28 protein-coding genes are annotated in these 25,713 nt (G+C 63.9%); 8 read left to right on the top strand and 20 right to left on the bottom strand.

From position 1 onward, the window contains the following. Positions 1-388 precede the first annotated feature (388 nt). The gene (locus DK391_RS35315) at positions 389-1,609 is read right to left on the bottom strand and encodes a DUF6566 family protein (protein WP_109482641.1); all 1,221 of its coding nucleotides are present in this window, start codon (positions 1,607-1,609) and stop codon (positions 389-391) included. Positions 1,610-2,182: 573 nt separating this feature from the next. Next, positions 2,183-2,479 carry a YciI-like protein gene (locus DK391_RS35320; protein WP_109482642.1) on the bottom strand — a complete coding sequence of 99 codons (297 nt, stop codon included), beginning with the start codon at positions 2,477-2,479 and terminating at the stop codon, positions 2,183-2,185. A gap of 252 nt (positions 2,480-2,731) precedes the next feature. Here DK391_RS35320 and DK391_RS35325 point away from each other — a divergent pair, with 252 nt between their 5' ends. The 3 genes from DK391_RS35325 to DK391_RS35335 all read left to right on the top strand — a co-directional run bounded on the left by DK391_RS35325 (position 2,732) and on the right by DK391_RS35335 (position 4,856). Further along, on the top strand, positions 2,732-3,028 hold the full coding sequence (locus DK391_RS35325; protein ID WP_109482643.1) for a PsiF family protein: 297 nt from the start codon (positions 2,732-2,734) through the stop codon (positions 3,026-3,028). 356 nt (positions 3,029-3,384) lie between these two features. Beyond that, complete coding sequence (locus DK391_RS35330; RefSeq protein WP_109482644.1) at positions 3,385-3,831, top strand: hypothetical protein; 447 nt, start codon at positions 3,385-3,387, stop codon at positions 3,829-3,831. Between the two features lie 437 nt (positions 3,832-4,268). Continuing rightward, positions 4,269-4,856, top strand: coding sequence for a YSC84-related protein (locus tag DK391_RS35335; protein WP_109482645.1), 588 nt, complete (start codon positions 4,269-4,271; stop codon positions 4,854-4,856). A 215-nt stretch (positions 4,857-5,071) separates the two neighbouring features. Here the strand turns inward: DK391_RS35335 and DK391_RS35340 are convergent, their stop codons facing one another. The 10 genes from DK391_RS35340 to mltG form a co-directional block, all read right to left on the bottom strand. After that, the gene (locus DK391_RS35340) at positions 5,072-6,145 is read right to left on the bottom strand and encodes a glycosyltransferase family 4 protein (protein ID WP_109482646.1); all 1,074 of its coding nucleotides are present in this window, start codon (positions 6,143-6,145) and stop codon (positions 5,072-5,074) included. Between the two features lie 374 nt (positions 6,146-6,519). Next, positions 6,520-7,683: an AAA family ATPase gene (locus DK391_RS35345; protein ID WP_109482674.1), complete on the bottom strand. Its 1,164-nt coding sequence runs from the start codon at positions 7,681-7,683 to the stop codon at positions 6,520-6,522. Between the two features lie 76 nt (positions 7,684-7,759). Continuing rightward, positions 7,760-9,205, bottom strand: coding sequence for an alpha,alpha-trehalose-phosphate synthase (UDP-forming) (otsA, locus tag DK391_RS35350; RefSeq protein WP_109482647.1), 1,446 nt, complete (start codon positions 9,203-9,205; stop codon positions 7,760-7,762). A gap of 299 nt (positions 9,206-9,504) precedes the next feature. Further along, the gene (locus DK391_RS35355; RefSeq protein WP_109482648.1) at positions 9,505-9,861 is read right to left on the bottom strand and encodes a Rap1a/Tai family immunity protein; all 357 of its coding nucleotides are present in this window, start codon (positions 9,859-9,861) and stop codon (positions 9,505-9,507) included. 120 nt (positions 9,862-9,981) lie between these two features. After that, entirely contained in the window at positions 9,982-10,743 is a 762-nt protein-coding gene (locus DK391_RS35360; protein WP_109482649.1) for an ankyrin repeat domain-containing protein, read from the bottom strand. 51 nt (positions 10,744-10,794) lie between these two features. Then, a complete protein-coding gene (locus DK391_RS35365; RefSeq protein ID WP_109482650.1) occupies positions 10,795-11,586 on the bottom strand; it encodes a TatD family hydrolase in 792 nt (263 codons plus the stop codon). A 57-nt stretch (positions 11,587-11,643) separates the two neighbouring features. Next, positions 11,644-12,150 carry a GNAT family N-acetyltransferase gene (locus tag DK391_RS35370; RefSeq protein ID WP_109482651.1) on the bottom strand — a complete coding sequence of 169 codons (507 nt, stop codon included), beginning with the start codon at positions 12,148-12,150 and terminating at the stop codon, positions 11,644-11,646. A 62-nt stretch (positions 12,151-12,212) separates the two neighbouring features. Continuing rightward, positions 12,213-13,271: a DNA polymerase III subunit delta' gene (locus DK391_RS35375; RefSeq protein WP_109482652.1), complete on the bottom strand. Its 1,059-nt coding sequence runs from the start codon at positions 13,269-13,271 to the stop codon at positions 12,213-12,215. 94 nt (positions 13,272-13,365) lie between these two features. After that, on the bottom strand, positions 13,366-13,986 hold the full coding sequence (gene tmk / locus DK391_RS35380) for a dTMP kinase (protein ID WP_109482653.1): 621 nt from the start codon (positions 13,984-13,986) through the stop codon (positions 13,366-13,368). Then, positions 13,986-14,996: an endolytic transglycosylase MltG gene (mltG, locus tag DK391_RS35385; protein ID WP_109482654.1), complete on the bottom strand. Its 1,011-nt coding sequence runs from the start codon at positions 14,994-14,996 to the stop codon at positions 13,986-13,988. Before mltG ends, tmk begins: the two co-directional genes overlap by 1 nt. A gap of 77 nt (positions 14,997-15,073) precedes the next feature. On the opposite strand from mltG, the gene DK391_RS35390 reads away from it, so the two are divergent. Further along, positions 15,074-16,141 (top strand): folate-binding protein YgfZ, encoded by a 1,068-nt coding sequence (locus DK391_RS35390; protein WP_109482655.1) that lies wholly within the window; start codon positions 15,074-15,076, stop codon positions 16,139-16,141. Between the two features lie 96 nt (positions 16,142-16,237). Beyond that, entirely contained in the window at positions 16,238-17,059 is an 822-nt protein-coding gene (locus tag DK391_RS35395) for an NRDE family protein (RefSeq protein ID WP_109482656.1), read from the top strand. Between the two features lie 15 nt (positions 17,060-17,074). On the opposite strand, the gene DK391_RS35400 is transcribed toward DK391_RS35395, so the two are convergent. The 5 genes from DK391_RS35400 to DK391_RS35420 form a co-directional block, all read right to left on the bottom strand. After that, entirely contained in the window at positions 17,075-18,043 is a 969-nt protein-coding gene (locus tag DK391_RS35400) for an alpha/beta hydrolase (RefSeq protein ID WP_109482657.1), read from the bottom strand. Between the two features lie 139 nt (positions 18,044-18,182). Next, on the bottom strand, positions 18,183-19,052 hold the full coding sequence (locus DK391_RS35405; protein WP_109482658.1) for an SDR family oxidoreductase: 870 nt from the start codon (positions 19,050-19,052) through the stop codon (positions 18,183-18,185). A 24-nt stretch (positions 19,053-19,076) separates the two neighbouring features. Beyond that, positions 19,077-20,075 carry an NADP-dependent oxidoreductase gene (locus DK391_RS35410; RefSeq protein ID WP_109482659.1) on the bottom strand — a complete coding sequence of 333 codons (999 nt, stop codon included), beginning with the start codon at positions 20,073-20,075 and terminating at the stop codon, positions 19,077-19,079. Positions 20,076-20,127: 52 nt separating this feature from the next. Beyond that, on the bottom strand, positions 20,128-20,601 hold the full coding sequence (locus tag DK391_RS35415) for a PaaI family thioesterase (RefSeq protein ID WP_109482660.1): 474 nt from the start codon (positions 20,599-20,601) through the stop codon (positions 20,128-20,130). 5 nt (positions 20,602-20,606) lie between these two features. Next, the gene (locus tag DK391_RS35420; protein ID WP_204117498.1) at positions 20,607-20,906 is read right to left on the bottom strand and encodes a Dabb family protein; all 300 of its coding nucleotides are present in this window, start codon (positions 20,904-20,906) and stop codon (positions 20,607-20,609) included. Between the two features lie 438 nt (positions 20,907-21,344). On the opposite strand from DK391_RS35420, the gene DK391_RS35425 reads away from it, so the two are divergent. Further along, entirely contained in the window at positions 21,345-21,638 is a 294-nt protein-coding gene (locus tag DK391_RS35425; RefSeq protein ID WP_109482662.1) for a GYD domain-containing protein, read from the top strand. A 69-nt stretch (positions 21,639-21,707) separates the two neighbouring features. Here DK391_RS35425 and DK391_RS35430 read toward each other — a convergent pair whose 3' ends face one another. Next, positions 21,708-22,331: a TRIC cation channel family protein gene (locus DK391_RS35430; protein ID WP_109482663.1), complete on the bottom strand. Its 624-nt coding sequence runs from the start codon at positions 22,329-22,331 to the stop codon at positions 21,708-21,710. Positions 22,332-22,630: 299 nt separating this feature from the next. On the opposite strand from DK391_RS35430, the gene DK391_RS35435 reads away from it, so the two are divergent. After that, complete coding sequence (locus tag DK391_RS35435; RefSeq protein ID WP_109482675.1) at positions 22,631-23,122, top strand: LEA type 2 family protein; 492 nt, start codon at positions 22,631-22,633, stop codon at positions 23,120-23,122. 36 nt (positions 23,123-23,158) lie between these two features. Here the strand turns inward: DK391_RS35435 and DK391_RS35440 are convergent, their stop codons facing one another. Next, on the bottom strand, positions 23,159-24,016 hold the full coding sequence (locus DK391_RS35440) for an SH3 domain-containing protein (protein ID WP_109482664.1): 858 nt from the start codon (positions 24,014-24,016) through the stop codon (positions 23,159-23,161). Positions 24,017-24,187: 171 nt separating this feature from the next. Between DK391_RS35440 and DK391_RS35445 the strand changes: the two genes are divergently transcribed. Next, positions 24,188-24,406 (top strand): DUF2945 domain-containing protein, encoded by a 219-nt coding sequence (locus tag DK391_RS35445; protein ID WP_109482665.1) that lies wholly within the window; start codon positions 24,188-24,190, stop codon positions 24,404-24,406. A gap of 72 nt (positions 24,407-24,478) precedes the next feature. On the opposite strand, the gene DK391_RS35450 is transcribed toward DK391_RS35445, so the two are convergent. Beyond that, positions 24,479-25,657 (bottom strand): acetyl-CoA C-acyltransferase, encoded by a 1,179-nt coding sequence (locus DK391_RS35450; RefSeq protein ID WP_109482666.1) that lies wholly within the window; start codon positions 25,655-25,657, stop codon positions 24,479-24,481. Positions 25,658-25,713: the final 56 nt, after the last annotated feature.

The following is a 25,713-nucleotide window of genomic DNA, read 5'->3' on the forward strand; positions in this document are numbered from 1 at the left end:
AAAAGCAAAGGCGGTGTGTCTTGTAGGATCGCCGACGCAGAATGTGCGACAACCTACACACCGTTTGCCACCTGGGCGGCTTGTACGGTTCGCTGACGCTTGATGCACTACGGGTGATTGGAGCGGGTGAGGCGCAGATAAAGAGCGCTGGCAGCGGGCATCAAGCGTAGTGATACCGCGGACAGGACGGGGCCGTTGAGGGCCCGCAGGCAAAAACAAGAACTGGCGGTGTTAGCCCGCTTTCTTTTGCCTACTTTTCTTTGCGGCGGCAAAGAAAAGTAGGTGCCGCCCCGCACAGGGGCGACGCATGAAGCACGAAGGCAAATCGCAGACGCCAACGACAAACCCAGCAAACCACCAAGAGCGTCGCAAGACAACAAAAAACCCCTCACCCAACATGTGAAAGCAGACTAACCGGCAACAGATACCGCTCCCCTGCCTTATCCTTGACAGCAGCCTCTGCAGGATACTTTCGCAAGGGCATCAGCCTGGGATTAATCTGCTGCGGCAAATGCGGATTCCCACCAGCGCCAGCGCCAGCGACAGCGCCAACAGCCACATTCACCGGCGTCGGCGTCAACTCAGGCATCGCCCGCGTCACCGCCCGCACGGCCGGCTTCGGAGCCGCCGCATGCAGACCCACAGCAGCATCCTGCGTACGGCACTCGCGGTCGATCCATTGCCGCGCCCAGTCGAGCGCAAAGCGATGCGCCGCATCGACATCGGCGAAACGCGGCCCGATCAGGCCCGAACGCTCCACGCGTTTGCCGTCCTTCATGATCTCGGCCCACGCACGGTATTTGTCGTTCGGTACCGGCTCAGCCGCGACGTAGATCGTATAGCCCTGGCGGTCGGCGACCTGCAATCCCGGTGGCGCAGCCAGACTCATCCACAGCGGCGTGTGCGCACTGGCGAGAGAAGTCGACTCGGCGTCGGCATCGAGTTGAACGGAAGCCTGGTCGGCATCCACTTGCACCGGCGACTGCACTTGCACGACGTGCATATCGACAGACGGCGCTTCGTCGAACACCACCACGGCATCGAGCGCACTCACCGTGTCCGGCTGCGGTGCATCGACCGCACCGGCATCCGCGAAGCCCGTCTCGACGGCTGACGAACCGGCAAGCTGCCGCGTGATGTCGGCCATCGGTGCGAGCGCGCGCCAGCCCGTCGGTGCGCCATTCGGCACACCCGACTCGGGTGACGACGCCTGCCACGTCTCCGGGCTTTTCCAGAACACGCCGCGTGCCAGATCGTCGCGCGGTTTCGGCGCTTCGATCACGGGCGCGGGCTTCGGCGCGGCAGGCGGCGTCGGCTCGGGAATATAGGCGAACGCGCGCCCAATCTGCGTCAACAGACGGATCACTTCGGCCAGCGTGCCGTTGGCTTGCCACTCCTCGCAGCGGCGCCGGCACGTAGGGCCAGACGGATAGCGTCCGGGCAGCTTCGACCACGGCTCACCAGTCGTCAGGATCCACAGAACGGCATTAGCCACGATACGGGGTTCGGCGCGGGGCCGTCCGCGTCGATTCAGGCGGACGGCTGGCTCGTCAGAAACAAGCGCAGAAATTTGCGCCCATTCGTCATTGCTTAGCTCATCGAAAAACATTCAGTTCTCCACGCAGCCTGGCCTGGCTGCGGCGTTGGGCTCTCACGAACTTCATTTTGGCGGTTCGTGTCGGGTCCTCGGTTGCACAATATGCTTATACGTTCTTGCGCCCGGATTAAGAATGCGCACTTGGTTAGTGCGCTATTTCACCGGGACGACGCACAAAACGTGGTCTCACTCGTGCATGGGAGAATTTGTGCACGAAGCATACCATTGCTAGGGTTTGTCTGAATATGACTGAGACAAGTGTTACGGATAGAAACAATCTTGTCCTTTTTGCTGCGTCGTTTAGCAGCTCGCTGTCACAGAATTGACGTCGGTTGCGATGGTTTGGACAACGCGCGAACAGCGCAGAGCCGCGCCTTCACGCCCGTGCCGCCGCAACGGCACACCGCGCGGCACGTGGGCCACGCACAACAGAATTGCGTCCGTTACATTCACTTCGATGTGCTGCGCATAACAGCCCGGCGTGCAGCGGCGTGTCTTCCCGAGGTGGCGCGATGTTTCTATTCGTGACGCATCATGTGCCGCTGCATCTGGCGAACGGGTGTCGTCGTGGCGTGAATGGACAGGTCAGTGCACAGGCGTCGACGCGCGCTCGCCGACCACCGTCGTCCACGGTCGCACGCGCCATGTGGTCACGAGTCCGTTGAGCACATACGGATCGGCTTGTGCGAACGCTTCCGCCACGGCAGGCGAATCGGCTTCGAAGAGCAGGACGGCGGTATCGACGGGATCGGCGAGTGCGCCGCCGAGTTGCAGTTCGCCCCGCTCGGCTGCCGCCCACGCATGCTTCAGATGCGCGCCGCGAAATTCCGGGCGACGCTCAAGATAGTCCGGCGACACTTCGTAGATCAGCAGGTAGTGCATGGCGAGAACTCCTGGAATGTGGTGGCTGCAACGGTTCAAGCATAACGGTTGGCGCGTTCCGGGTAAGCGCTGTTAGGGAAAGACCTGTGCCGTCTTAGGCCGACATGCGTCAACCATTTGTGCCGGCCGTTCGTTCTGACAGGCACCATGCCTTGCATGGGTGACGGCCGATCACAGCGATGGCAATCTGCGCAGGCTCGATGCCCGTCTCACGACAACCAACAACATTCACAACCCGTGATGGAGTGTCCCATGAAGATCCAAGCCGCTCTCGCTGCCCTCGCCCTGACGGGTCTGCTCGCGTCGCCCGCCTTTGCCGCGAACAGCCAGCAATCGAAGATGACCGACTGCAACAAGCAGGCAGGCGACAAGAAGGGAGACGACCGCAAGGCGTTCATGAAGAGCTGTCTGTCGGCGTCGCCGGCGGCCGCCGCCTCCGGTCCGATGACGCAACAGGACAAGATGAAGATGTGCAACACCCAGGCCGCCGACAAGAAAGGCGACGATCGCAAGGCCTTCATGAAGACCTGCCTGAGCAACAAGGGCTGAAGCCAGCGCTCGAATCTGACAGCGCGATGCGCCGCGTGGGTTAGCGCGGCGCGCCGATGTTGATGCCGACAGACGGCGTCCATTGCGGGCGCCGTTTTTCTTTTTGCCGCGCCGTTTAGCGCAGCGTGTTGCGCTGCTGTCGCGACACAAGACGTTCTTGATACGTCTCCCGATGCCGCATCCCTCCCCCCATGCGGCACGACACACGCACCGCACTGATTCCCGCTATTACACCCTGCACTTCCCTGGCCGTTTTCTTCTATGATGGCGGCACAGACGGCCCACCCCACACACAACAAGTCCCACGGGCCGCCAGCTTGTCGTTGATGCCGCAAGCGCATCGCACGGAGGCAAGGATGGTTGGGAGACACAAGAACCGCTGGCTGCGTCGCTGGCTGGTGGTGATCATTTTCTGGGCCGTGCCCGTGGCGATCGTCGCCGTGCGCGAGATTCAGGAGGAAATGGCCTATAACCGGGTCGACCTGAACAATGCGCTCACGACCTGGGAACTCACCGACGCGCAGCGCGCCGCAGGCGCCGCCGCGCGCTGCCGCGGCAAGCCCGACGATGCCCGCGCAGCCGGCTGTCCCGCCGATGTCCTCGCCGCCAATGCGCCGCGCCAGCAGGAAGCGCTCAATGAATACGCGATTCGCAAAAGCACCCTGGCGGGTTATCTGTGGCATGCATTCGTGGGCTACTGGGTCGTGCCGGCCGCGATCCTCTTCGCGATCGGTTTCGTGATCGGCCTGGTGCGCCGCGCGTTGCGGCGGCCGCCCGTGAACAAGAGTCCCGCGAATCACTGAAACCGTCGAACGCAAACGCGCGGGCCTTGGCCATGCCATGGCCGCTAGCCCGCGCGGCCCGGAAAGCGCCCGCAGCCAGCGAGCCGCTGCGGCGTTCTAGCAACACTTTCCGTTTGCTTACGACCGATTTCTGCCGCCACGCAGAAACGGTAAAAACGACCCTTTTCGTTGCCTGCACGCGCGCCCCTGAACGGAACCGGCGACACGGATGCACGGCCTCGTCCGCGAACGCCGGACGCACACCGCACGGGCTTCCTGGGCGTGCCACCGACCGGCCAGAATTACCCAACGAATCGCTGACCATCGCGGGAGCGCCCGTCAGGCAAGGGTTTGCGCGGTGTCCCCAGAACCCTTGTATTGCTGGATCGTGTGATATACCTAAACAGGCAACCCGCGTGAACTGAGGCTGCACCCCGGAACCACGATGGAGAAAAACGATGCAAAGACGAAACTACATGCTGAAGAGTACCGCCGCGCTCGCGTTCGGAACCCTTGCACTGGCCGGCTGCACCACCACCAAGAGCAGCGGGGATTCTGCCGCTACGGACATGTCGAAACGGCAGTCGATCGCCGCCAGCGTCGACGGCACCATGTCCCGTCTCTATTCCACTGTTCAAGGCTCGCGCGAGCTGGTTGCAAAGGCGCGCGGCATTCTCGTATTCCCGTCCGTACTGCAGGTCGGCTTCGTGGTCGGCGGCCAGTATGGTGAAGGCTCGCTGCGCGTGGGCGGCAGCACCGTCGGCTACTACAGCACGATCTCCGGCTCGTTCGGCTTGCAGGCCGGTGCGCAGTCGAAGGCCATCATCTTCCTGTTCATGACGCAGGATGCGCTCGACAAATTCCGCAGTTCGGATGGCTGGTCGGCAGGTGCCGACGCATCGGTTGCGCTCGTGAAAATGGGCGCAAACGGCGTCGTCGATTCGACCACGGCCACGGCGCCCGTCGAAGTGTTCGTGCTGACCAACGCCGGCCTGATGGCGGATGTGTCGCTGGCTGGCACGAAGGTATCGCGGCTCAAGATCTGACGGCACGACGGTGCGGCGACGCACCGGTCTTCAGCAGGCGATGCAGCGCTACGGGATGCGGTTGCATGTCTCGCAGTTCCGGCTGATCGACAATGACAAAGGGCGGTGCAATCGCGCGATTGCACCGCCCTTTTCTTATGGTGAGAGCCGCCGCAGGACGCGCCGGTTCGTCAGAAAAACGCGTCCGGACGCGGCCGCTCGCGGCCAACTGTCGGCTAGCTGGTGGTGGACGAGGTGTCGATCACCTTGAAACGCGAGCGCTTCTGCGCGCGGATCACCGACTGATACGCCTCGATGTACTGCCGTGCCATCCGGTGCGACGTAAAGCGTTCTTCGAAGCGCTGGCGCACGCCCGCGCGCGGCAGCTTGTGCAGACGGTTGACGGCCGCGACGGCACCGATCTCGTCCTCGACGATAAAGCCCGATACGCCGTCGTCGAGCACTTCGGGCACCGAGCCGCGATTGAACGCGATCACGGGCGTGCCGCACGCCATCGCTTCGATCATCACCAGCCCGAACGGCTCCGGCCAGTCGATCGGAAACAGCAGCGCGTGCGCACCCGACAAAAACTCCGCCTTCTGATGATCGGCAATCTCGCCGATAAATTCGACATACGGCAGATCAAGCAACGGCTTGATGTCGCGCTCGAAGTATTCGGCATCGGCGGCATCGACCTTCGCGGCAATGCGGATCGGCAAGCCGCAACGGCCCGCGATGCGGATCGCGGTATCCACCCGCTTCTCGGGCGAAATCCGGCCCAGGAATGCGAGGTACTTCTGTTCGACAGGTTGCGGCGTGTAGAGCGATTCCGGCAGCCCGTGATAGACCGTGCTGAGCCAGCGCGCCTGCGGCAACGGATGACGCTGCGAATTCGAGATCGAGATCACGGGCGCCGTGTTGAACGTGTCGAACACGGGCTGCTGCTCGGGCAGATCGAGACGCCCGTGCAAGGTCGTGACGAACGGCGTGTCCTGGCGCTTGAACACCGAAAACGAGTAGTAGTCCATGTGAAAATGGAGCACGTCGAAATCGTCAGCCTGGCGGCGCACCAGTTCCATCAGCAGCATGTGCGGCGCGATTCGATCGCGGATGCCGGGATCGAGCCGCAATGCGCGTGGCCACACCGGTTCCAGCTTCGCGCGCGTGACGGAATCGCCGCTCGCGAACAGCGTTACGTCATGGCCCAGGTCGACGAGCGCCTCGGTGATGTACGACACGACGCGTTCGGTCCCACCATACAGTTTGGGCGGCACGGATTCCGTCAACGGTGCGATCTGCGCAATTCTCATCTGTGTCTCCAGGGGCCGCGCGTTGGCGGCTGCAGCGAGCAGTGGCGAACGAGTATGCCAGCAGGCAGGCAGCCGATCAAACGCGTCACCGCGTTTTCATGCGGGTTGTGTCGCGTTATGGGGTTTATCCGCGGGTTTATCCGTACATGGCATTCCACACGCGCGTTCAAAACGCCTTCGTATGCACAGTGCACGCACACGGCGTGCCTCGGCCTGTCATTACCCGCGATTCGATTATTTCTCGCCACCGCTTGAAACACTGCAGATATTTCAATTGCATTACGCTGTTACAGTCGGGAAACATTCGGTTGGGGCAATCCCTTCTTGTATTTTGCCGCCATGTGTCCCGTTGTACGAAGCGTCTCGTTGCGTGACTAACGCGCTGGCCACTTCCATGCGGGCAGATCGCGGGAATCGGCATCGGCGATTCGCGTCGCGCCCAGCTGCTTTTCCAGCACCACGGATTCGCTGCCCTCTTCGCGCTCCAGCGCGGCGATAAGACGGGCCGCGTGCGACACGACAATCACCTGCGAGCGCAACGACGCCCGCGCGATCAGACGTGCGAGCGCCGGCAGCAGATCGGGATGCAGGCTGGTCTCGGGTTCGTTCAGCACGAGAAGCGCGGGCGGACGCGGCGTGAGCAGCGCCGCGACCAGCAGCAGATAGCGCAGCGTACCGTCGGACAGTTCCGCGCCCTTCAGCGCGCGCAGCAAGCCATGCTGATGCATCGTCACCTCGAAGCGCCCTTCGAGGTTGGTAATCGAGACACGCGAGCCGGGAAAGGCATCGTCGATTGCGCTATCGAGCGCACTCGCGTCGCCGATCTCACGGATGGTCTGCAAGGCTGCCGCGAGGTCCGCGCCGTCATCACCGAGCACGGGCGTATGCGTGCCGATCTGCGGCAAGCGCACGGGCGATTCGGCGTCCGTTCTGAAATGATCGTAGAAGCGCCAGGAGCGGATCTGCTCGCGGACGGCGATCATCTCCGGCGCACTACGCGGATCGGAAAACTCCGTCATCATGCTGTCGAAACTGGCGACCGCATGCGGAATGGTCTGCCACTCGCCGTCGTCGCCGCGCGTACGGATCGATGCGCCGTGCCGGTCGACCAGCATGGCCGACGGACGCAGCACAGGACCGCTCCAGATGCATTCGCGCTTGATGACGGGATCGAGCCCGAACTGCGTTTCGCCGGGAATGGGCAGACCGAGATCGATGGCATAGCCGAATTCGTCGCCTGCGAAGCCGAGCCGCAGATTGACGGGCTCGGCGCGCCGCGTGCCCTGCACAGGCATGTCGCCCGCGAGCATGGCGCGGGAAAAGCGCTCAGGGCCGGCCCACAGCGTGGATTGCAGGCCGCCTTCGCGCGCCAGCGACGGAATCACGCCGCCGCGAGCGGTGACAGCCAGCAGCCGCAACGCGCGATACACGCTCGACTTGCCGCTGCCGTTCGCGCCCGTGATCACGTTCAGGCGCGCGAGCGGCACGATCAGATCGCGCAGCGAACGATAGTTGGCGATAGCGAGCGCGCTCAGCATAAGCGGGCCGATCGACGGGTGCATGAACCGCCTGCGTGCGGATTGCTTTGGATCGCAAACGAATATCCCAGCCGCATCAAGCGCGCCCCGCTTTCTTCGCCTGCGGCCGCGTGGCGGCGGCGCCATCCGGCGCCGGGGCCTGCAGCGGCACGCTGCGCAGATCACGCAGGAACGAATCGCGCCATACGCCGAGATCGTTCTTGCGCAACGCTTCCATATCGATTTCGTGACGCCGCTTGCGTTCGTCCAGCGGCATGGACAGCGCCCGTTGCAGTGCCTCGCACATGCCAATCGAATCGTGAGGATTCACGATCAACGCGCCTTCCAGTTCCGCCGCCGCACCCGCGAACATCGACAGCACCAGCACGCCCGGATCGTCGGGATTCTGGGCTGCGACATATTCCTTCGCGACGAGATTCATGCCGTCGTGCAAGGGCGTGACAAACCCAACCTGCGACTCGCGAAACAGCGACATCAGTTTCCAGCGGTCGTATTGCTGGTTGAGATAACGGATGGGCGTGTAGTCCAGCCCCGAGTATTTGCCGTTGATGCGCCCTGCCTCGTATTCGAGTTGCTGACGAATATCCTGGTAAGTCGTGACGTCGGAACGCGTGGGCGGCGCAATCTGCACGAGTGTGACGTCGCCGCGCCATTCGGGCGAGCGCTCCAGCAGCGCCTCGAACGCGCGAAAGCGCTCGACCAGCCCCTTCGAATAGTCGAGCCGGTCCACGCTCATGATCAGCTTGCGTCCCTCCAGGCTCTGCTTCAGGTCGAGCACGTGCTGACGGCTTTCGTAACGCTTCGCCTGATCGGCGATGTCGTCGGGAAACACGCCGATCCGGTACACGCCCGTGCGCAGCTTCCGGCCGAACGCTTCCGCGTGCCCCTCGTCCGACACCGTGCCGCGCGCGTGCCGGCGCAGATAGTCGTGGAACGCCTGCTCGTCGTTGTCCGTCTGGAAGCCCAGCAGGTCATAGCAGCACAAGGACTTCACCAGTTCTTCGTGCGGCGGGATATTCAGCAGAATTTGCGGCGACGGAAACGGAATGTGCAGGAAAAAGCCGATGCGGTTCTTGATGCCTTCAGCGCGCAGCGCTTCGGCGAACGGAATCAGGTGGTAGTCGTGTACCCAGATGACGTCGTCGGGCTTCAGCAGCTTGATGAGCTTGTGTGCGAGCCAGGCATTGACCCGACGATAGCCTGCATATTCCTCGCGTTCATAGCGCGCGAGATCGTTGCGATAGTGGAAGACGGGCCACAGCGTCGCGTTCGAGAAGCCGCGGTAGTACTGGTCGTAGTCCTTGCGGGTGAGGCCCGTGGTCGCGAAGGTGACGGTGCCGTCCTGTTCGAGCGTCGGCCCGGCGTTCGCGACGGTTTCGCTGACTACATCTCCGCTCCATCCGAACCAGACGCCGCCTGCGTCTTTCAACGCGCCGAACACGCCGACCGCGAGGCCGCCCGCCGACCCTTTGGTTTCCGTCGGCGTTGCCACGCGATTCGACACGACGATCAGTCGGCCCATGTTGCTGTCCCTCCGCTTTGTCATCGCGCCTGGCCTGCGATGGCCGGCGCGCGTTGTTCAGTGCTGGTTCGACTGCGGTTGCGCCCGATCAGTTGCACATTTGTGCAGATCCGGACGGTATAGGCTGAATCACCGACGCAAGAATGGCGCCAGAATGGGAAGGTTCAGGCCAGGTGCGGCCAGGCCAATCATGGCCAGCACGTGGACACAAAGCCGGAGAAAAGCGGAAAACGCGCGCCGGGCGGAAAGCCCGGCGCGCGTCGAATGAAACATCGGACCGGCTGAAAGCGGAGCGCCGCTCAGCTACCCGATTTGCAGGGGAACGCCTTGCCCAGTCCCAGCGAAATGGCCGTGCTGGCGTTGTAGCCCGCCACGTTCGGATTGTCGGCGATGTATTTGCGCACCGCGTCCGTCAGTTGCTGCGAGCGCGCGTCGGGCGGCAGGCAGAAATACTGGCCGACACGCGGGCCGGTCGTGCCGCCGATCGCGTCGATGGTGTTGAAAACGCCGTCCGCGGCGCCTTCGATATAGGCTGCACACGCACTACGCGACGCAACGTCGGTTTTCGTGCACAGCTTGTTGAGGTCGCCCCCCGTGAACGCGGCAGCCGTCAACGGCACAGCAAGCGCGCTGGCGCAAATCAAAACCCGCAGCATGTTTTTTCCTTCCTGGTGTAAGCCCTGAACGGCGAACGGCATTCGACGGTCTTTGCCGCGCGATCTTTTACCGCCCGTTCCGGCTGCAATTCGGGCGCGTGGTGACCCGCGCCCAGGCTGCTATTTTGCACTGTTTTGCGGCGTTGCTGGGGCGCCTGCGGGTGCCTGTTTTTGCATTTGCTGCATCCGTGCCGTCAGCCCGTCGACGACGTCGGGTTCCTTGTACTGCCTGGCGAAATCGAGCGCCGTCAGGCCAAGCTGGTTTTTCACGTTCAGGTCCGCGCCACTGTCGAGCAGCAGCTTGACGGTCGAGACATGGCCGCCGCGCGCCGCCATCATCAGCGGCGTGGTGCCGTTGGGCGAACCGGTGTCGATATAGGCGTCGTGATCGAGCAGCAGCTTGACGATATCGTCGTTGCCGTTCGCGGCCGCGTAGTGCAGCGGCGCCCAGCCCTTCTTGTTGACCTCGGCGTCTTTGGCGATCAATTGTTTGACGATCTCGATGTCGCCGTTCAGCGCGGCCATCATCATCGCGTTTTCACCGGCCTTGTCGAGAATTTCGATGTCGGTCTTCAGATTCGCGATCAGCGCCGCGACCACCTGATCGGACTTTTCGCGCGCGGCGATCACCAGCAGCGGGATGCCCTGGTTATCGGTCATGTTCGGGTCCATGCCGTTCGCCAGCTGCTTTTTCACTTCCTTCACGTCATCGAACTTGACGGCCTTGATCATTGTGTCGGCGGGCGCGGCGTGGGCAGGCAGCGCACCGAGCGTGGCGAAAGCGACACCGGCGGCCAGCGTCAGTTTCGCCAGTCCGCGGCGCAGGTCGACAGCGCGCACGGGCGTGGCGCGATCATGGCCCTCGATCATGTATTTTTTCATATATTACTTTAGGAAACTTCCCTATCCTTTTGATACTACGTAATTTTTTCTTCAGGCGCCTACCGGCGCCGGAATCTTGAACAGCCGGAAAAAGTTCTCGCTCGTCGCTGCGGCGAGCGCTTCGTCCGGCATCTCGCGCTGCTGCGCGATGAAGCGTCCGACATAACTGACGTACGCAGGTTCATTCGGCTTGCCACGATACGGCACGGGCGCGAGGTACGGCGAGTCGGTTTCGATCAGCAGACGGTCGAGCGGCACGCGGCGCGCGACGTCCTGCACGTCGGTCGCGCTCTTGAACGTGACGATGCCCGACAGCGAAATGTAGAAGTTCTGCGCGAGCGCCTGCTCGGCGACATCCCACGGTTCGGTAAAGCAGTGCATCACGCCGCCCGGCTCGCCCGCGCGTTCCTCTGCCATGATCCGCAGCGTATCCGCCGACGACGCCCGCGTATGGATGATCAGCGGCTTGCCCGTCTGGTGCGCGGCACGGATATGCACGCGAAAGCGCTCGCGTTGCCATTCCATATCGTCGATCGAGCGGCCTTCCAGCCGGTAGTAGTCGAGTCCCGTCTCGCCGATTGCGACCACCTTCGGATGCTGCGCCAGTTCGACCAGTTCGGCGACGCTCGGCTCGCGGGCGTCCTCGTGATCCGGATGGACGCCGACCGACGCAAACACGTTGTCGTACGAACGCGCGATGTCCAGCACGGACGGCAGCGTTTCGAAATCGACGGAGACGCACAGCGCGTGCGTGACCGAATGCGAGCGCATGTTTTCGAGCACTTGCGGCAGACGGTCGCCGAGTCCTTCGAAGTTGATATGGCAGTGGGAGTCGACAAACATGATGAAGTCCTGCGAAAAATCCGATAACCGATAACGATAGATATTGGCCTGCTGGGCCTACAGCGTGCCGTCCAGACGCTTGCCGAGAATCACCAGATCGCGCTCGACGCCATCCAGCACCGCGACGCGCGGCAGCGTGCCCCAGGCCGTGAAGCCAAATCCCTCGAAAAGCCGCACACTCGGCTCATTGTGGCCGAATACGAAGCCGAGCACCGTGTCGATGCCGAGTTTCGGCGCGGCGTCCAGCGCGGCCGTCAGCAGTTTCCTGCCCAAACCCTTGCCGCGCGCCGCTTCGTCCAGATAAATGCTGACTTCGGACGTGCGGTGATAAGCCGGACGGCCGTAGAAATCAGAAAAACTCAGCCACGCGATCACGCGACCCTGGTCTTCGACCACCCACAGCGGACGCTTCTCAGGACCATGCGCGGCGAACCACGCGCGGCGGCTATCGACGCTGACAGGTTCTGTATCAGCCGTGACCTGCCGCGACGGCACCGTCGAGTTATAGATCGCGACGATCGCGGGAAGATCGTCGAGCGTGGCGTCGCGGTACTGAAAAGTCATGTCGATGTTCGTGGTCAATGGGATGAAACAGTGTGGCTTCGAGTGTTGCCTCAGGCGCAGCGCTACTGGCCAAACAGATCGCGATAGCCGAGAAACAGTTCTTCGAACACGAGGCGTGCGTTGAGTGGATGGTTTTCGACCGCGCGCTGCCGCGTGACCAAACGCGCGAAACGCGCGAACGCGTTGGCATCGGCCTGTGACGCGCAACGCGTCAGTGCCGCCGATGCCGCCGGGAAATAGCGCGGCGTGCCCGCCGCGCCCACCGTGGCCTGCGCCAGCAGATCGTACATCCAGCGTTGCAGCCAGCCGAGCACGAGCGGCACGGGCAGTTTCTGCAGCGTCTCGCCACAGGCGAACGCATCGCACTTCGCACCGGCTGCCAGCTGTTTCAGGGTCCAGTCGCGCAGCGGACGGTTTTCGTCGCTGGCAAGCGCCAGGGCGGCGAGCGGCGCGCCGCCCGCTTCCGCGAGCAGGCCCGGCGCGTCGTCGACGCCTTGCTGCGCAAGCCACGCCGTCGAGGCTTGCGGCGACGGCATCGCCAGCGGCCACTGGCGGCACCGGCTGATGATGGTCGGCAGCAAGCGGTCGATGCGCGCCGACACCAGCAGGAACACGACGCCCGCAGGCGGTTCTTCGAGCGTTTTCAGCAGCGCGTTGGCAGCGGCGACGTTCAGCGCCTCGGCGGGATACAGCACGACGACGCGCATGCCGCCGCGATGCGAACCGACTCCGCAGAAGTCCAGCAGCGCTCGCACCTGCTCGATCTTGATTTCCTTGCTGGGCGTGCGCGTCTTCTTGCCGCCTTCGTCGGCGTCGGCCTTGTCTTTTTCGGCCTTTTCATCGGTGGCGGCGCTGGTGAAACCGGCCTCCGACGCGAGTGCTTCCGGCAGCACGATCCGGTAGTCCGGATGATTGCCCTGCGTGAACCACGTGCACGCAGCGCATTTGCCGCAAGGCTGGCCATCGGGCAACGCCGATTCGCACAACAGACCTTGCGCCAGATGCTGGGCGAAACGCAGCTTGCCGATGCCGGCCTGCCCGTGAAGCAGCAGCGCATGCGGCCAATGGGCACGCAACTGCTGCAGACGGTTCCAGTCTTCGGTTTGCCACGGATAAATCATCGTTTGTCTTTTAATTCAATAGGTTGAAGGTAACTGTCGATGTATTGGCTGAGCGTCGTCGAATGATATGCATTCGACTTATATCAACGATAAATCAAAGAGATACGATCAGTTCTTCAAGATGTTTCTGAATGTCGGCGATGCTCTGCGTCGAGTCGATGATATCGAACCGGTAAGGCGCTTCCTCGGCTCGGCGCAGATATTCGCTGCGCGTGCGCGTGAAAAACGCGTCCGATTCGCTCTCGAACCGGTCCGGCGCGCGCGCCGCGCTGCGACGTTCGCTCGCCGTGTCGGGCGGCACGTCGAACAGCACCGTCATGTCCGGCTGAAAACCGCCCTGCACCCAGCGTTCGAGCGTTTCCAGCTTGTCGCGCGGCCGGCCGCGGCCGCCGCCCTGATAGGCGAACGTGGCATCGGTGAAACGGTCGGACAGCACCCAGTCGCCGCGCGCGAGCGCCGGCTCGATCACCTGCGCGAGATGCTCGCGGCGCGCCGCGAACATCAGCAGCGCCTCGGTTTCGAGATCCATCGACTGGTGCAGCAGGATGTCGCGCAGCCCTTCGCCGAGTTTCGTGCCGCCCGGTTCGCGCGTCATGACCACGGAGCGGCCCAGCGGCGCGAGCTTCTGCTCCAGCCGGTCACGGAACCAGCTCAGGTGCGTGGTCTTGCCGGCGCCGTCGATGCCCTCGAATGTGATGAATTTTCCCCGAGCCATCATTGACCTCGAATGTATTTGTCGACGGCCTTGTTGTGATCGCCGAGCGTGTCAGAAAAGATGCTGCTGCCGTCGCCACGCGACACGAAATACAGCGCGGTGGTTTGCGCCGGATTCAGCGCGGCCTGCAGCGATGCGACGCCCGGCAACGCGATTGGCGTAGGCGGCAGTCCCATCCTCGTATAGGTATTGTAAGGAGTGTCCGTCTGCAGATCTTTTTTGCGCAGATGCCCCGTGTAGCCCTCGCCCATACCGTAGATGACGGTCGGGTCGGTTTGCAGCGGCATGCCCACACGCAGACGGTTGGCGAATACGCCCGCCACCATCGGACGGTCGGAGGCCTTGCCGGTTTCCTTTTCGATAATCGAGGCCATCGTCAGCGCGTCGTACGGTGTCTTGTACGGCAGGCCGGGCGCTCGGGCGGCCCACGCTTCGTCGATGCGCAGCTTCATCAGCCGGTATGCACGGCGATAGACGTCGAGGTCGCTCGTGTCCTTGTCGAACAGGTAGGTGTCGGGGAAAAACAGCCCTTCGCCGCTGCCCGTCGGCGCTTCCGGCGCGCCGATCGCTTTCAGGATATCCGCGTCGGACATGCCCGCCGTGTCGTGTTTGAGCGCCGGATTCGAATCCAGTTCGGCGCGCATGTGCCGGAAGGTCCAACCTTCGATAATCGTCGCCACGTACTCGTTGACGTCGCCGCGCGCGATTTTCTGCAGCACGTCGTATGGCGTGATGCCCTGCTTGAACTCGTAATTGCCCGATTTGAGCGCCGATTGCAGCCCGAGCACGCGCGTCATCATCACGAACAGTTCCGGCTCGACGGGCACGCCGCCCCGGTTCAGCTGCGCCGTGACGCTGCGCAAACTGCTGTGCGGCTTGATGGTGACGTCGAGTTGCGGGGTGGCGAGCGGGACGGGCGTGGTGGCCCAGTGGTATGCGCCGTACGCCGCGGCGGCAAGCAGCATCGCGAGCAATACGCAGGCGATGAGGCATTTCTTCAGGAGGGACATGGAAACGTGGTTCGAGTGAAGCCAATATAATACTTGCTTGCCTCCGCCAAAGTCAGAATTGACTGTTCCCCGAATCCATGCACGCACCGCTTGCTTCTGCTGCTGGCACCGCTGTCCCCACGCCCGCGTCCGCTTCTGCTTCCGTCCCGCTTCCCGTGTTCCCGCGTCCTGCACGCGATGAGTTCGCCGCCGTGCTGTCGGCGGGCGCGTTCATGCCGCTGCCGCAGTTCGGCGTGATCGACGTGACGGGCGATGATGCCGCCGCCTTCCTGCACGGCCAGCTGACCAGCGACACCCAGCATCTCGCCGCCGCGACGGCGCGCCTCGCCGGCTACTGCGCGGCGAAGGGCCGCCTGCTGGCCTCGTTCCTCGTGTGGTGCAACGGCGACTCGATCCGCATGCTGGTGTCGAAAGACGTGCAGGCCACCGTGCAAAAGCGCCTGTCGATGTTCGTGCTGCGCGCGAAGGCAAAGCTCAGCGACGCATCGGGCGACACGCTCGCCATCGGCCTTGCCGGCGACGTGCGCGCGGCGCTGTCGGGTGTGTTCGACGCGATTCCCGACGGCGTGCATGTGAAGGTCGATGGCCCGGCGGGATCGCTGGTGCGCGTGCCGGATGCGGCGGGCCGTCTGCGCTACGTGTGGGTCGGCCCAAAGGCGGAAGTCGAAGCGCGTCTGCCTGCGCTGGAAGCGAAACTTCGCCGCGTATCGCCGGCCGTCTGGGACTGGCTTGACATCCGCGCCGGCGAACCGCGCATCACGCAGCGCGTGGTCGAACAGTTCGTGCCGCAGATGATCAACTTCGACGTGCTCGGCGGTGTCAACTTCCGCAAGGGCTGCTATCCGGGCCAGGAAGTGGTCGCGCGCAGCCAGTATCGCGGCACGATCAAGCGGCGCATGTCGCTGGCGAACGTCGCAGGTGAAACGGACAGCGTGCTGCCGGGCGCAGAACTGTTCCATTCGGGCGATCCGGGTCAGCCGTGCGGCATGCTCGTCAACACGGCAGCGGCGCCGGATGGCGGCGTCGACGCCCTCGTCGAGATCAAGCTGGCGGCGCTCGAAGACGGCAGCGTGCATCTGGGCGCCGCCGATGGCCCCGCACTTGCCTTCCTGCCGCTGCCCTACGCGCTGCCGACGGAAGTCTGAGGCATCACGCTTTTCTTTTTTTGAGCCACCGCGCCAGCTTGGAAGCGCGGTGGGCTTCCGCCGTATCGTCCTGACCCGCTACCGAGATTTCTCCCGATGTGTCTGATCGTGTTCGACTGGCGCCCCGAAGCGTCTGACGGTCCGCTGTTCACGCTGACCGCGAATCGCGACGAGTTTCTCAAGCGCACCGCCGAGCCGATGCATTGGTGGGATGACGCGCCCGATCTGCTGGCGGGCCGCGATCTGGTCGGCGGCGGCACCTGGCTCGGCATGACGCGCGACGGCCGGTTTGCAGCGCTGACGAACTATCGCGCGCCGCACGAAATGCGCGCCGATGCGCCGACGCGCGGCACGCTGGTCAGCAACTGGCTGTCGGGGAAGCACGATATCGCCAGCGGCGCGCCGCTCGATTACCTGCTGCGCGTCGCGCAGGATGGCGACATCTACAACGGCTTCAACCTGCTGGTCGGCGATTGGTCGCGACGCGAACTCGCGTGGTACTGCAACCGCTCGCCCGCTGCGCCGACATTGCTGGCGGCCGGCACGCACGGCATTTCGAACGCGGTGCTCGACACGCCCTGGCCCAAGCTCGTGCACAAGCGCGCGGAACTCGCGCAGACGCTGGCTGACAATGCCCGTCCGCCACTCACCACGCTGATCGCCCTGATGCGCGACCCGCGCACCGCGCGCGACGACGAACTGCCCGCGACAGGCATTCCGCTCGAACGCGAACGTGCCTTGTCGGCAGCCTTTATCGATACGCCCGAATACGGCACGCGTGGCACGACAGCCTTGCAGGTGATCGTCGGGAACGGACGGCTGAGCGTGACGGCGCTCGAACGCAGCGACGATAACGGCTCGCACCGCATCGTGCGTCCCGGTGACTACGAGCGCAGCTTCACGTTCGACGTTATCTGAACGTCAGACGGCTTTTCATCGATCCGGCTCCACACCGAACGCGGCACGCAATGCCGCCGCCGCGTCGGCGTGCGCGTCGGCCACATCGGGCACATAGCCACCCATCTTGAAGAACTCGTGGATCATGCCCGCGTAACACCTGAACTCGACCACGTTGCCTGCCTCGCGCAGCTTGTGCGCATACGCTTCGCCTTCGTCGCTCAACGGATCGTATTCGGCTGTCGCGATCCACGCGGGTGCCACGCCACGAAAATCCGGCGCACCGCGCGTGCCGTCGAGCGGTGCAAAACGCCAGTCGAGACGATCATCGGCATCGCGCAGATAGTGCTGGAAGAACCATTGGATCGTGTCGCCGGATAGCAGGTAGCCGTTGGACAGCCGCGCGTGCGACTCCGTCTGCTGATGGCCCGTCGTGCCCGGATAGATCAGCATCTGCAGCACGAGTGGCATGCCCGCGTCGCGTGCCAGCACGGCACACACCGTGGCGAGCGTGCCACCCGCGCTGTCGCCGCCCACCGCGAGCCGGCCCGCATCGACGCCGTACAGCAGCGCGTTGTCGTGCAGCCACTTGAGGGCATCGAAAGCATCGTCGACGGCTGCCGGAAACTTGTGCTCCGGCGCGAGCCGGTAATCGACCGACATGACGACGCACTGCGCGTCGCGCGCGAACATCCGGCACAGCGCGTCGTGCGTGTTGACGCTGCCGACCGTGAAGCCGCCGCCGTGATAGTAGACAAGCGCGGGCGCAGGGTTCGCCCATTGCGGCTCGGCGGGATGATAGAGACGCACGCCGATTGACGCGCCATCGCGCATCGGCACATTGACATCTTCGACCGAAAACATCGGCGCCGACGGCACTTCGAGTATCGGCGCGCTTTTCTCGTACGACGCCCGCGCCGCTTGCGGCGTGAGATCGTGATACGCAGGACGCTTCGCGCGCGCGATCATGTCGAGCACCTGCTCGATCTTCGGATTCAGCGGCATGGTCGGACGATGGCGCGCACGCGCCTCAAGTTGGATTGAGCGCGCCATGATGCCACGAAGCCGCGCCGACACACTCGCATCACCCGCATCAGCCGCCGGATCGCCGCGCGCTTCCCGGGCGCACTTCGCACGCGGGATTTCAGCGCGCTTCCTTGACTTCGGGCTTCAGCGACAAAGGATCGGTTGGATTGCGCTGCTGTTCGATATCCTCGTGCCGCAGCCGCACGGTCGCGAGAATGGCGGGATGCGTGAGGATGTAGAAGCGGCGCTCGCCGATCGCGTCGAAAGTCAGCGCGGCGACTTCCGCTGCGCTCAACTTGCCGGAGCGCACGGCGCGCTGCAATTGCTTGTCTGCGGCGAGCTGAGAGCGCGTCGGCTCCTCGCTATTGCGCAGCGATTCCGGACGCGCTCGTTCGGCGTCCGCGATACCCGTCGGCACGAACGCGGGACACAGCAGCGAGCAACCCACTTCCCCCCCCACATTCTGCAGATCGTGATACAGCGTTTCCGTCAGCGACACCACCGCGTGCTTCGACGCGTTGTAAATGCCCATCGACGGCGGCGACAGCAGCCCCGCCACCGATGCCGTATTGACGATATGCGCCGGCTCGTTCTGATTCAGCATGATGGGCGTGAACACGCGCACGCCATGTGCAACGCCCATCACGTTGACGCCGAACACCCACGCCCAGTCGTTCGCCGAGCTTTCCCACAGAAAGCCGCCCGATCCCACGCCGGCGTTGTTGAACAGCAGATGGACCTTGCCGAACGCGGCAAGTGCCGCGTCGGCAAGCGCCTGTACCTGCGCACCGTCGGAGACGTCCGTTGGTACACCGATGGCTTCGGCGCCCGCCGCGCGCAGCGCATCGACAGTTTGCGCGAGCGCGTCGGCATCGACGTCGGCCAGCACGAGCTTCATGCCGAGCGACGCGCCGTTCTCCGCGAACGCGCGACCGAAGCCGCTCGCCGCACCTGTGATCACGGCAACCTTGCCGTCGAACTCGAACATGCAGATTTCCTTGTTGAGCGTTTGCTAGATCAGCTTGACCAGTTGCTTGCCAAAATTGCGCCCTTTGAGCATGCCGAGAAACGCTTCGGGTGCGCTTTCCAGCCCTTGCGCAACCGTCTCGCGATACGCGAGCTTTTTCTGCGCGACGAGCGTGCCGAGTTCCTTCAAAGCACCGGGCCACACTTCCATGTGCTCGCTGACGATAAAGCCCTGTACGAGCAGGCGCTGCGTCAGCATCAACGATGGGTGCCTGAGCGGCATCGGCTCACCGTCGTAACCGGCGATAAAGCCGCACAGCGCGATCCGGCCATGCGCGTTCATGCGCGCCAGCGTCACGTCCAGCCCTTCTCCGCCCACGTTCTCGAAACAGCCGTCCACGCCGTTCGGTGTCGCCGCCTTCAGATCCTGATAGAGGTTGCCCGCCTTGTAGTCGACGCACGCGTCGAAGCCGAGCGTCTCGACCACGTAGCGGCACTTGTCCGGTCCGCCCGCAATGCCGACAGCGCGAGCGCCCGCCTGCTTCGCCAGTTGGCCGACCACGCTGCCGACCGCCCCGCTCGCCGCGCTGACCACGACCGTCTCGCCCGCTTTCGGCACGATAATTTTGTTCAGGCCATACCACGCCGTCACGCCCGGCATGCCGACAGGCCCCAGGAACGCGGACAGCGGCACGTGGGTGTCGTCGACCTTTTGCAAGCCCTTGCCATCCGACGTGCCGAAGGTCTGCCAGCCGAACATGCCGACCACCTTGTCGCCCGCCTTGAACGCTGCGTTATTCGATTCGACCACTTCACCCACCGTGCCGCCGATCATCACTTCGTTCAACGGCTGCGGCGCCGCGTACGATTTCGCGTCGTTCATGCGCCCACGCATGTACGGATCGAGCGACAGGTAGTGATTGCGCACGCGCACTTCGCCATCGGCCAGCGGCGCGAGCGGCGTTTCGACGAGCTTGAAGTTGTCGACGGATGCTGCGCCTTGCGGACGCGACACGAGCAGAATCTGGTGATTGACCTGAGTCATGAGTATGTTGTCTCCGAAAGATTGGAATGTGTGCCGGACGTCTGCACGGCGCTCAGCCGTCGCTCGGACCCGGCTTTGCGGTCGGATCGGTACGCAGACGCTGTTGCCGCACTTCGCGACCCACAGCAAGACGCCGCATGTATTTGAACGTGCCGAGCGCCTTGGCGACGAAATGCCCTTCGCTATCGCGGATCTCGCCTTCGCAATAGGCCATGGTGGTCGAGCGATGCAGCACGCGGCCCGTGGCGCGCAATTCGCCGCTGCCCGGCTGCATGAAGTTCACCTTCATCTCGACAGTGACAACGCCCACGCCATCAGCGGCGAGGCTGCGCGCGGCCATGGCTAGCGCCACGTCACAGAGTGTCATGGTGATGCCGCCGTGCGATACAGCCCAGGTGTTCAGGTGCTCGGGACGCAGCGCCAGCACCACTTCGCTCGCGCCGTCTGCCGCCGAAATGAGTTGCACGCCGAGGTGATCGATGAACGGGCTTTCGATCACCGGCTTGTTGCTGGAAGAATCGGTCATGACAATCAGAGTTCGTAGTCGACGGCCTGACGCGCTTCACGGATCGGCCCGAGAAACGCCTTCACTTCCAGGTGTGCGGGATGGATCTGGTAAGCCTCGAGCGCGGCTTTGTCGGTGAAATCGGATACGAGCACGACGTCATAGGTCGAGTCGAGGCCGGGCGTGGCGATGCCGACTTCCAGATGAAGAATGCCCGGCACGGCAGTGCGGCACGCTTCGAGTTTTTCTTTCAGCACGGACGCGTTTTCAGCAAGCGTGCGGCCTTCTCCATCCTTCAGTTTCCACATCACGATATGACGAATCAAGACGTTCACCTCTGCTATTGACGATGCGTCGCAGCCCGCGCGGAACGCATGCAGGCTACACATGAAAAGCGCTTCGCAAGATCATACCCGTACTGCGCGACGCGCATCGACCAGACCGGACGGCATAGGACAAACGCACAATCTGTTCATGCGATCTGTGTCTGCATGGCCCGCGCCGTCGCCTATACTTTTCTGGCAATCAGCCCGCCCGTGCGCGTTCTGCTTCATCACGCGCAACGCGAAAACGGGCATCGCCAACCTGCGGCCGTTTCTCTTTTCTCACACAAACACCCGGCCGCCTTGTCCTGCTTTTTCCTTGCCTCTTTATGCACGCATCGAAAACGGCCCGCGCCGTGCATGCGTTCGTCCCGTTCGTCTGAAGTGGGCGCTGCACGCGCGGCACCTCTGCATTCACTTCACGAACCTCACGAGGACAACATGGCCACTTACATCATGCTGGTCAACTGGACCGATCAGGGTGTGCGCAACGCGAAAGACCCCGTCAACCGGGCCCGCGCGTTCAAGGAAGCCGGCAAGGCGATGGGCGTGACAGTCGGCACGGTGAACTGGACGCTCGGCGCGTACGACCTCGTCATCTCGTTCGAGTCGCCGGACGACGAAACGACGACCCGCCTCGGCCTCGCGCTCGCCGCGCAGGGCAACGTGCGTACCTCGACGATGCGCGCCTTCAGCGAAACGGAGATGGAAAAGATAATCGGCGGGTTGAAGTAGCCGTGTAGCGGTCATGCAGCGGACATCTGCCATGCGCGGCGTGACTTGCCGGAGCGGCGCGCGCCGCGCTTACGGTTGCGCGCGCGGCAGATGCCAGCCGTGCGTCGCCGCGAACACGCGCAGCACAAAGCACGCTACGCCGCCCGCGAGGCCGGCCATCGCCGGCGACAATCCGCAGCGCCGTGCCACCAGCACCACCACCGCGCCGAAGAAAGCTGCCGTCGCGTAAATATCGGTGACGAGCACGGACGGAATGCGCGCGAGCAGCACGTCCTTGATTACGCCACCGCCGACGCCCGTCACCGTGCCCATCAATGCCGCGACGAACGGGCGGATCCGGAACAGCATCGCCTTCTCGACACCCGCGACGGCAAACAGCGACAGCCCCGCTGCGTCGAGCACCATCAGCCATAGCTCAGGGAAGCCTTGCGCCCTCGTGTGAAAAAGAAACGTGAGCAGGCCGGCGACGAAAGTCAGCGCCGGATAGCGCCAGTCGCGGATCGCATTGGGCGGCGTCGCGCCGATCAGCAGATCGCGCGTCACGCCGCCGCCGCGCGCCGCGACGAACGCAATCACCATCACGCCGAGCAGGTCGAGGCCGCTGTGCATCGCAGCCACCGCGCCTTCGATCGCGAAGATGAACGTTCCCGCCAGATCGGCAGCCAGAACGATGGTTTCGATTTTTGGTTTCATGCGAGTGTGACGACCGGATTGGCACGCGGATTGGCGTCGGCGACGAGCCAGACGGTGCAACGGAATGGTGTGCGCCGGAGGCATGTCGAAGGCGCCGCGATTGTCGCACCGCTGCGGCGGCGCGAAAAGCCCGCGTGTCGCGTGAGTGGCGATTGGTGTCAAGGGAGCACGTGTGGCCATTGCGGCCACCGAACGCCGACGCTTCGCGACACATTACGACATGGTGCCCGCCATTGCGCCGCTAGAATCGCGATACGACGCGCGCCCTTTCGCGCGTCGCCTTCGAGAGGTGCATGCCCATGATCACCGACCGCGCCGCGCGCTTCGTCCGTCTGCTTGCCTTTGCCGTCACGTTGCTGTCGCTTGGCGGCTGCGCCGGGATGTTCGGCAGCGATCCGCTGCGCGTGAACGTCGCGGGGATCGAACCGCTTCAAGGCCAGGGCATGGAGATGCGCTTCATGCTGAAGCTGCGGGTGCAAAACCCGAACGAATCGCCGATTGACTACAACGGTGTCTCCGTCGACCTCGAGGTCAATGGCAAGCCGTTCGCGAGCGGCGTCAGCGATCAGAGCGGCACGGTGCCGCGCTTCGGCGAAGCGGTGATCGGCGTGCCGCTGACCGTGCCCGCCTTTGCCGCCGTGCGCCAGGCTTTCGCATTCGCCGATACCGCGCAGACAGGCCGGCTGCCGTACGTGCTGCGCGGACGTCTGGCGGGCGGCATCACTGGCGGATCGCGCTTCATCGATCAGGGCACGCTGTCGCTGCCGACGAGCGACTTCGGCGGCCTGTAGCGGAACCTGCAGGCCGCCACAGGCTGCGCCCTAGTACTAGTGATTCGGACCCTGGTTGCCCTGTCCCGACGGCGCGGGCGGCCGGGCGTTGCCGCCTCCAGACGGACGACCGCCACCCTGGCCCGGCGGCGGTCCTGATGGACGTCCGCCCCCTTGTGCCGGTGGCGGCCCGGACGGGCGTCCACCGCCTTGTGCAGGCGGTGGTCCGGACGGTCTGCCGCCCCCTTGCGCGGGTGGTGGCCCAGACGGTCTGCCTCCGCCTTGAGCAGGCGGCGGACCGGGCGGTCGTCCACCGCCCTGTGCGGGCGGCGGCGACTGTGGCGGACGGCCCTGCTGCGGCGGGCCGGGCCGATGCCCATGTCCCGCACCCGGCGGCCCCGGAGGCGGCGGCGAGCCAGGCGATACGGGCGGCGGACGGTTGCCGCCTCCGTGATAAGGCGGAGGCCGGTTACCAACAGGCGGTGGCGGCGGACGACGCGGCGGCGGTGGATGATTCGCCCAGCGCCCGCGGTCCGGATACCAGGGACGCCCGCGATAGTAGCGATCCCAATACGTGCCGATCGAGAACGTGATGAGCGGCAGACCGATCGCCGTGCCGTACGTCATGATGGGCACGTTGCTGCCCTGATACGGATAGGTGAGATAGCCGCCATAGACCCATCCGCGCGCCTGCGCGATGGCCACGTCGCACCATGTGTAGCCGCTCACGCAGCCATAGACGACCACGGGTTGCCCGGAAGGCAGTTGCGCGACGACCGGGTAATCCTGCGCCGGCCCCGCGTACAGATAGACAGGCTGGTTCGTGTAAGCCTGCGACTGCGCCGACGCCGCGCCCGATGCAACCGATAGCGCCAGCGCCCCCATGACGGCAGCGCATGAAACCCGCATTCGCATGATTGTTCTCCTTATCGTCCGGCGGATAGGTGTCGGAGATCCAGCAGCGAATTATGTGCCTGACAGGCTTTCGTTAGCCCTTCTGCTGTCGAAAATCTGTCGCAGAGATGAGCCGGCTTCGGGAATAAGGGATGCAAATACGATGAACATGCCAACCATCGGGAGCATGTCATGAGCCGAAATCTGAAAGCAGGCGAGCGCGTCAGCTGGAACACACCGCAAGGCATGACGGCAGGCAAGATCGTGCGCGCCATCACGACGCACACGGAACTGGACGGGCACACCGTCGCCGCGTCGAAGGACGACGTGCACTACGAAGTGGAAAGCGAGAAAAGCGGCAAGCGTGCCGTGCATCGTGCGGAAGCGCTGCACAAGGCAAGGAAGCACTGAGGCGCAAAAAAGCCCGCGTGAAGGCTGGCCTCCACGCGGGCTTTCACCGTCTTGCAGCAGCACCAGCCGGAATTAAACCACGTCGAACAGTCCCGCCGCGCCCTGCCCGCCGCCGATGCACATCGTCACCACGACGAACTTCGCGCCGCGCCGCTTGCCTTCGATCAGCGCATGGCCCGTCAGACGCGCGCCCGACACACCATACGGATGGCCGACCGCAATCGCGCCGCCGTTGACGTTCAGCCGTTCATTCGGAATCCCGAGCTTGTCGCGGCAATACAGCACCTGCACGGCGAACGCCTCGTTCAGCTCCCACAGACCAATATCGTCGACCTTGAGGCCGGCCTGTTTCAGCAGTTTCGGCACGGCAAACACGGGGCCGATGCCCATCTCGTCCGGCTCGCAGCCCGCGACTGCGAAGCCGCGGAAAATGCCCATCGGCTGCAGGCCCTCGCGCTCGGCGACCTTCGCGTTCATCACCACGCACGCCGAGGCGCCATCCGAGAACTGGCTCGCATTGCCCGCCGTGATCACGCCACCCGGCAGCGCGGTGCGGATTTTCGATACACCTTCGAGCGTCGTGTCGGCGCGAATACCTTCGTCGGCGGCAATCGTCACTTCTTTTGTAAAGAGACGTCCGCTGGCCTTGTCGGCGACACCGGCAAGCACCGTCATCGGCACGATTTCGTCGTTGAAGCGCCCTGCTTCCTGTGCGGCCGCCGCGCGCTGCTGCGATTGCACGCCGTACTCGTCCTGGCGTTCTTTCGAGATCTCGTAGCGCTTCGACACGTTTTCGGCCGTCTCCAGCATCGACCAGTAGATTTCGGGCTTGTGCTTCATCAGCCAGCCATCGCGCAGCATGTGCAGATTCATTTCGTTCTGCACGCACGAGATCGATTCGACACCACCTGCCACGAACACGTCACCTTCGCCGACCATCACGCGTTGTGCAGCGAGCGCAATGGTCTGCAGGCCCGACGAGCAGAAACGGTTCCCCGTCATGCCCGGCACGGTCACGGGCAAACCGGCGCGTAACGCGATTTGTCGCGCGATATTCGAACCAGTCGCGCCTTCCGGATTCGCGCAGCCCATGATCACATCTTCGACGCGCGCCGGGTCGATCTTCGCGCGCTCGACAGCGGCCTGCGTCACGTGGCCGCCGAGCGTCGCGCCATGCGTCATGTTGAAGGCGCCGCGCCACGATTTGGCGAGACCCGTGCGGGCAGTCGATACGATTACGGCATCAGTCATGCGTGTCTCCAGCAATTCAATTTCGGTGAGTGTTGGGTTCGCGTTGCGTGGTGCGG

The organism is Paraburkholderia sp. C35 (assembly GCF_003121405.1).
In the GTDB taxonomy this organism is placed as follows: domain Bacteria; phylum Pseudomonadota; class Gammaproteobacteria; order Burkholderiales; family Burkholderiaceae; genus Paraburkholderia.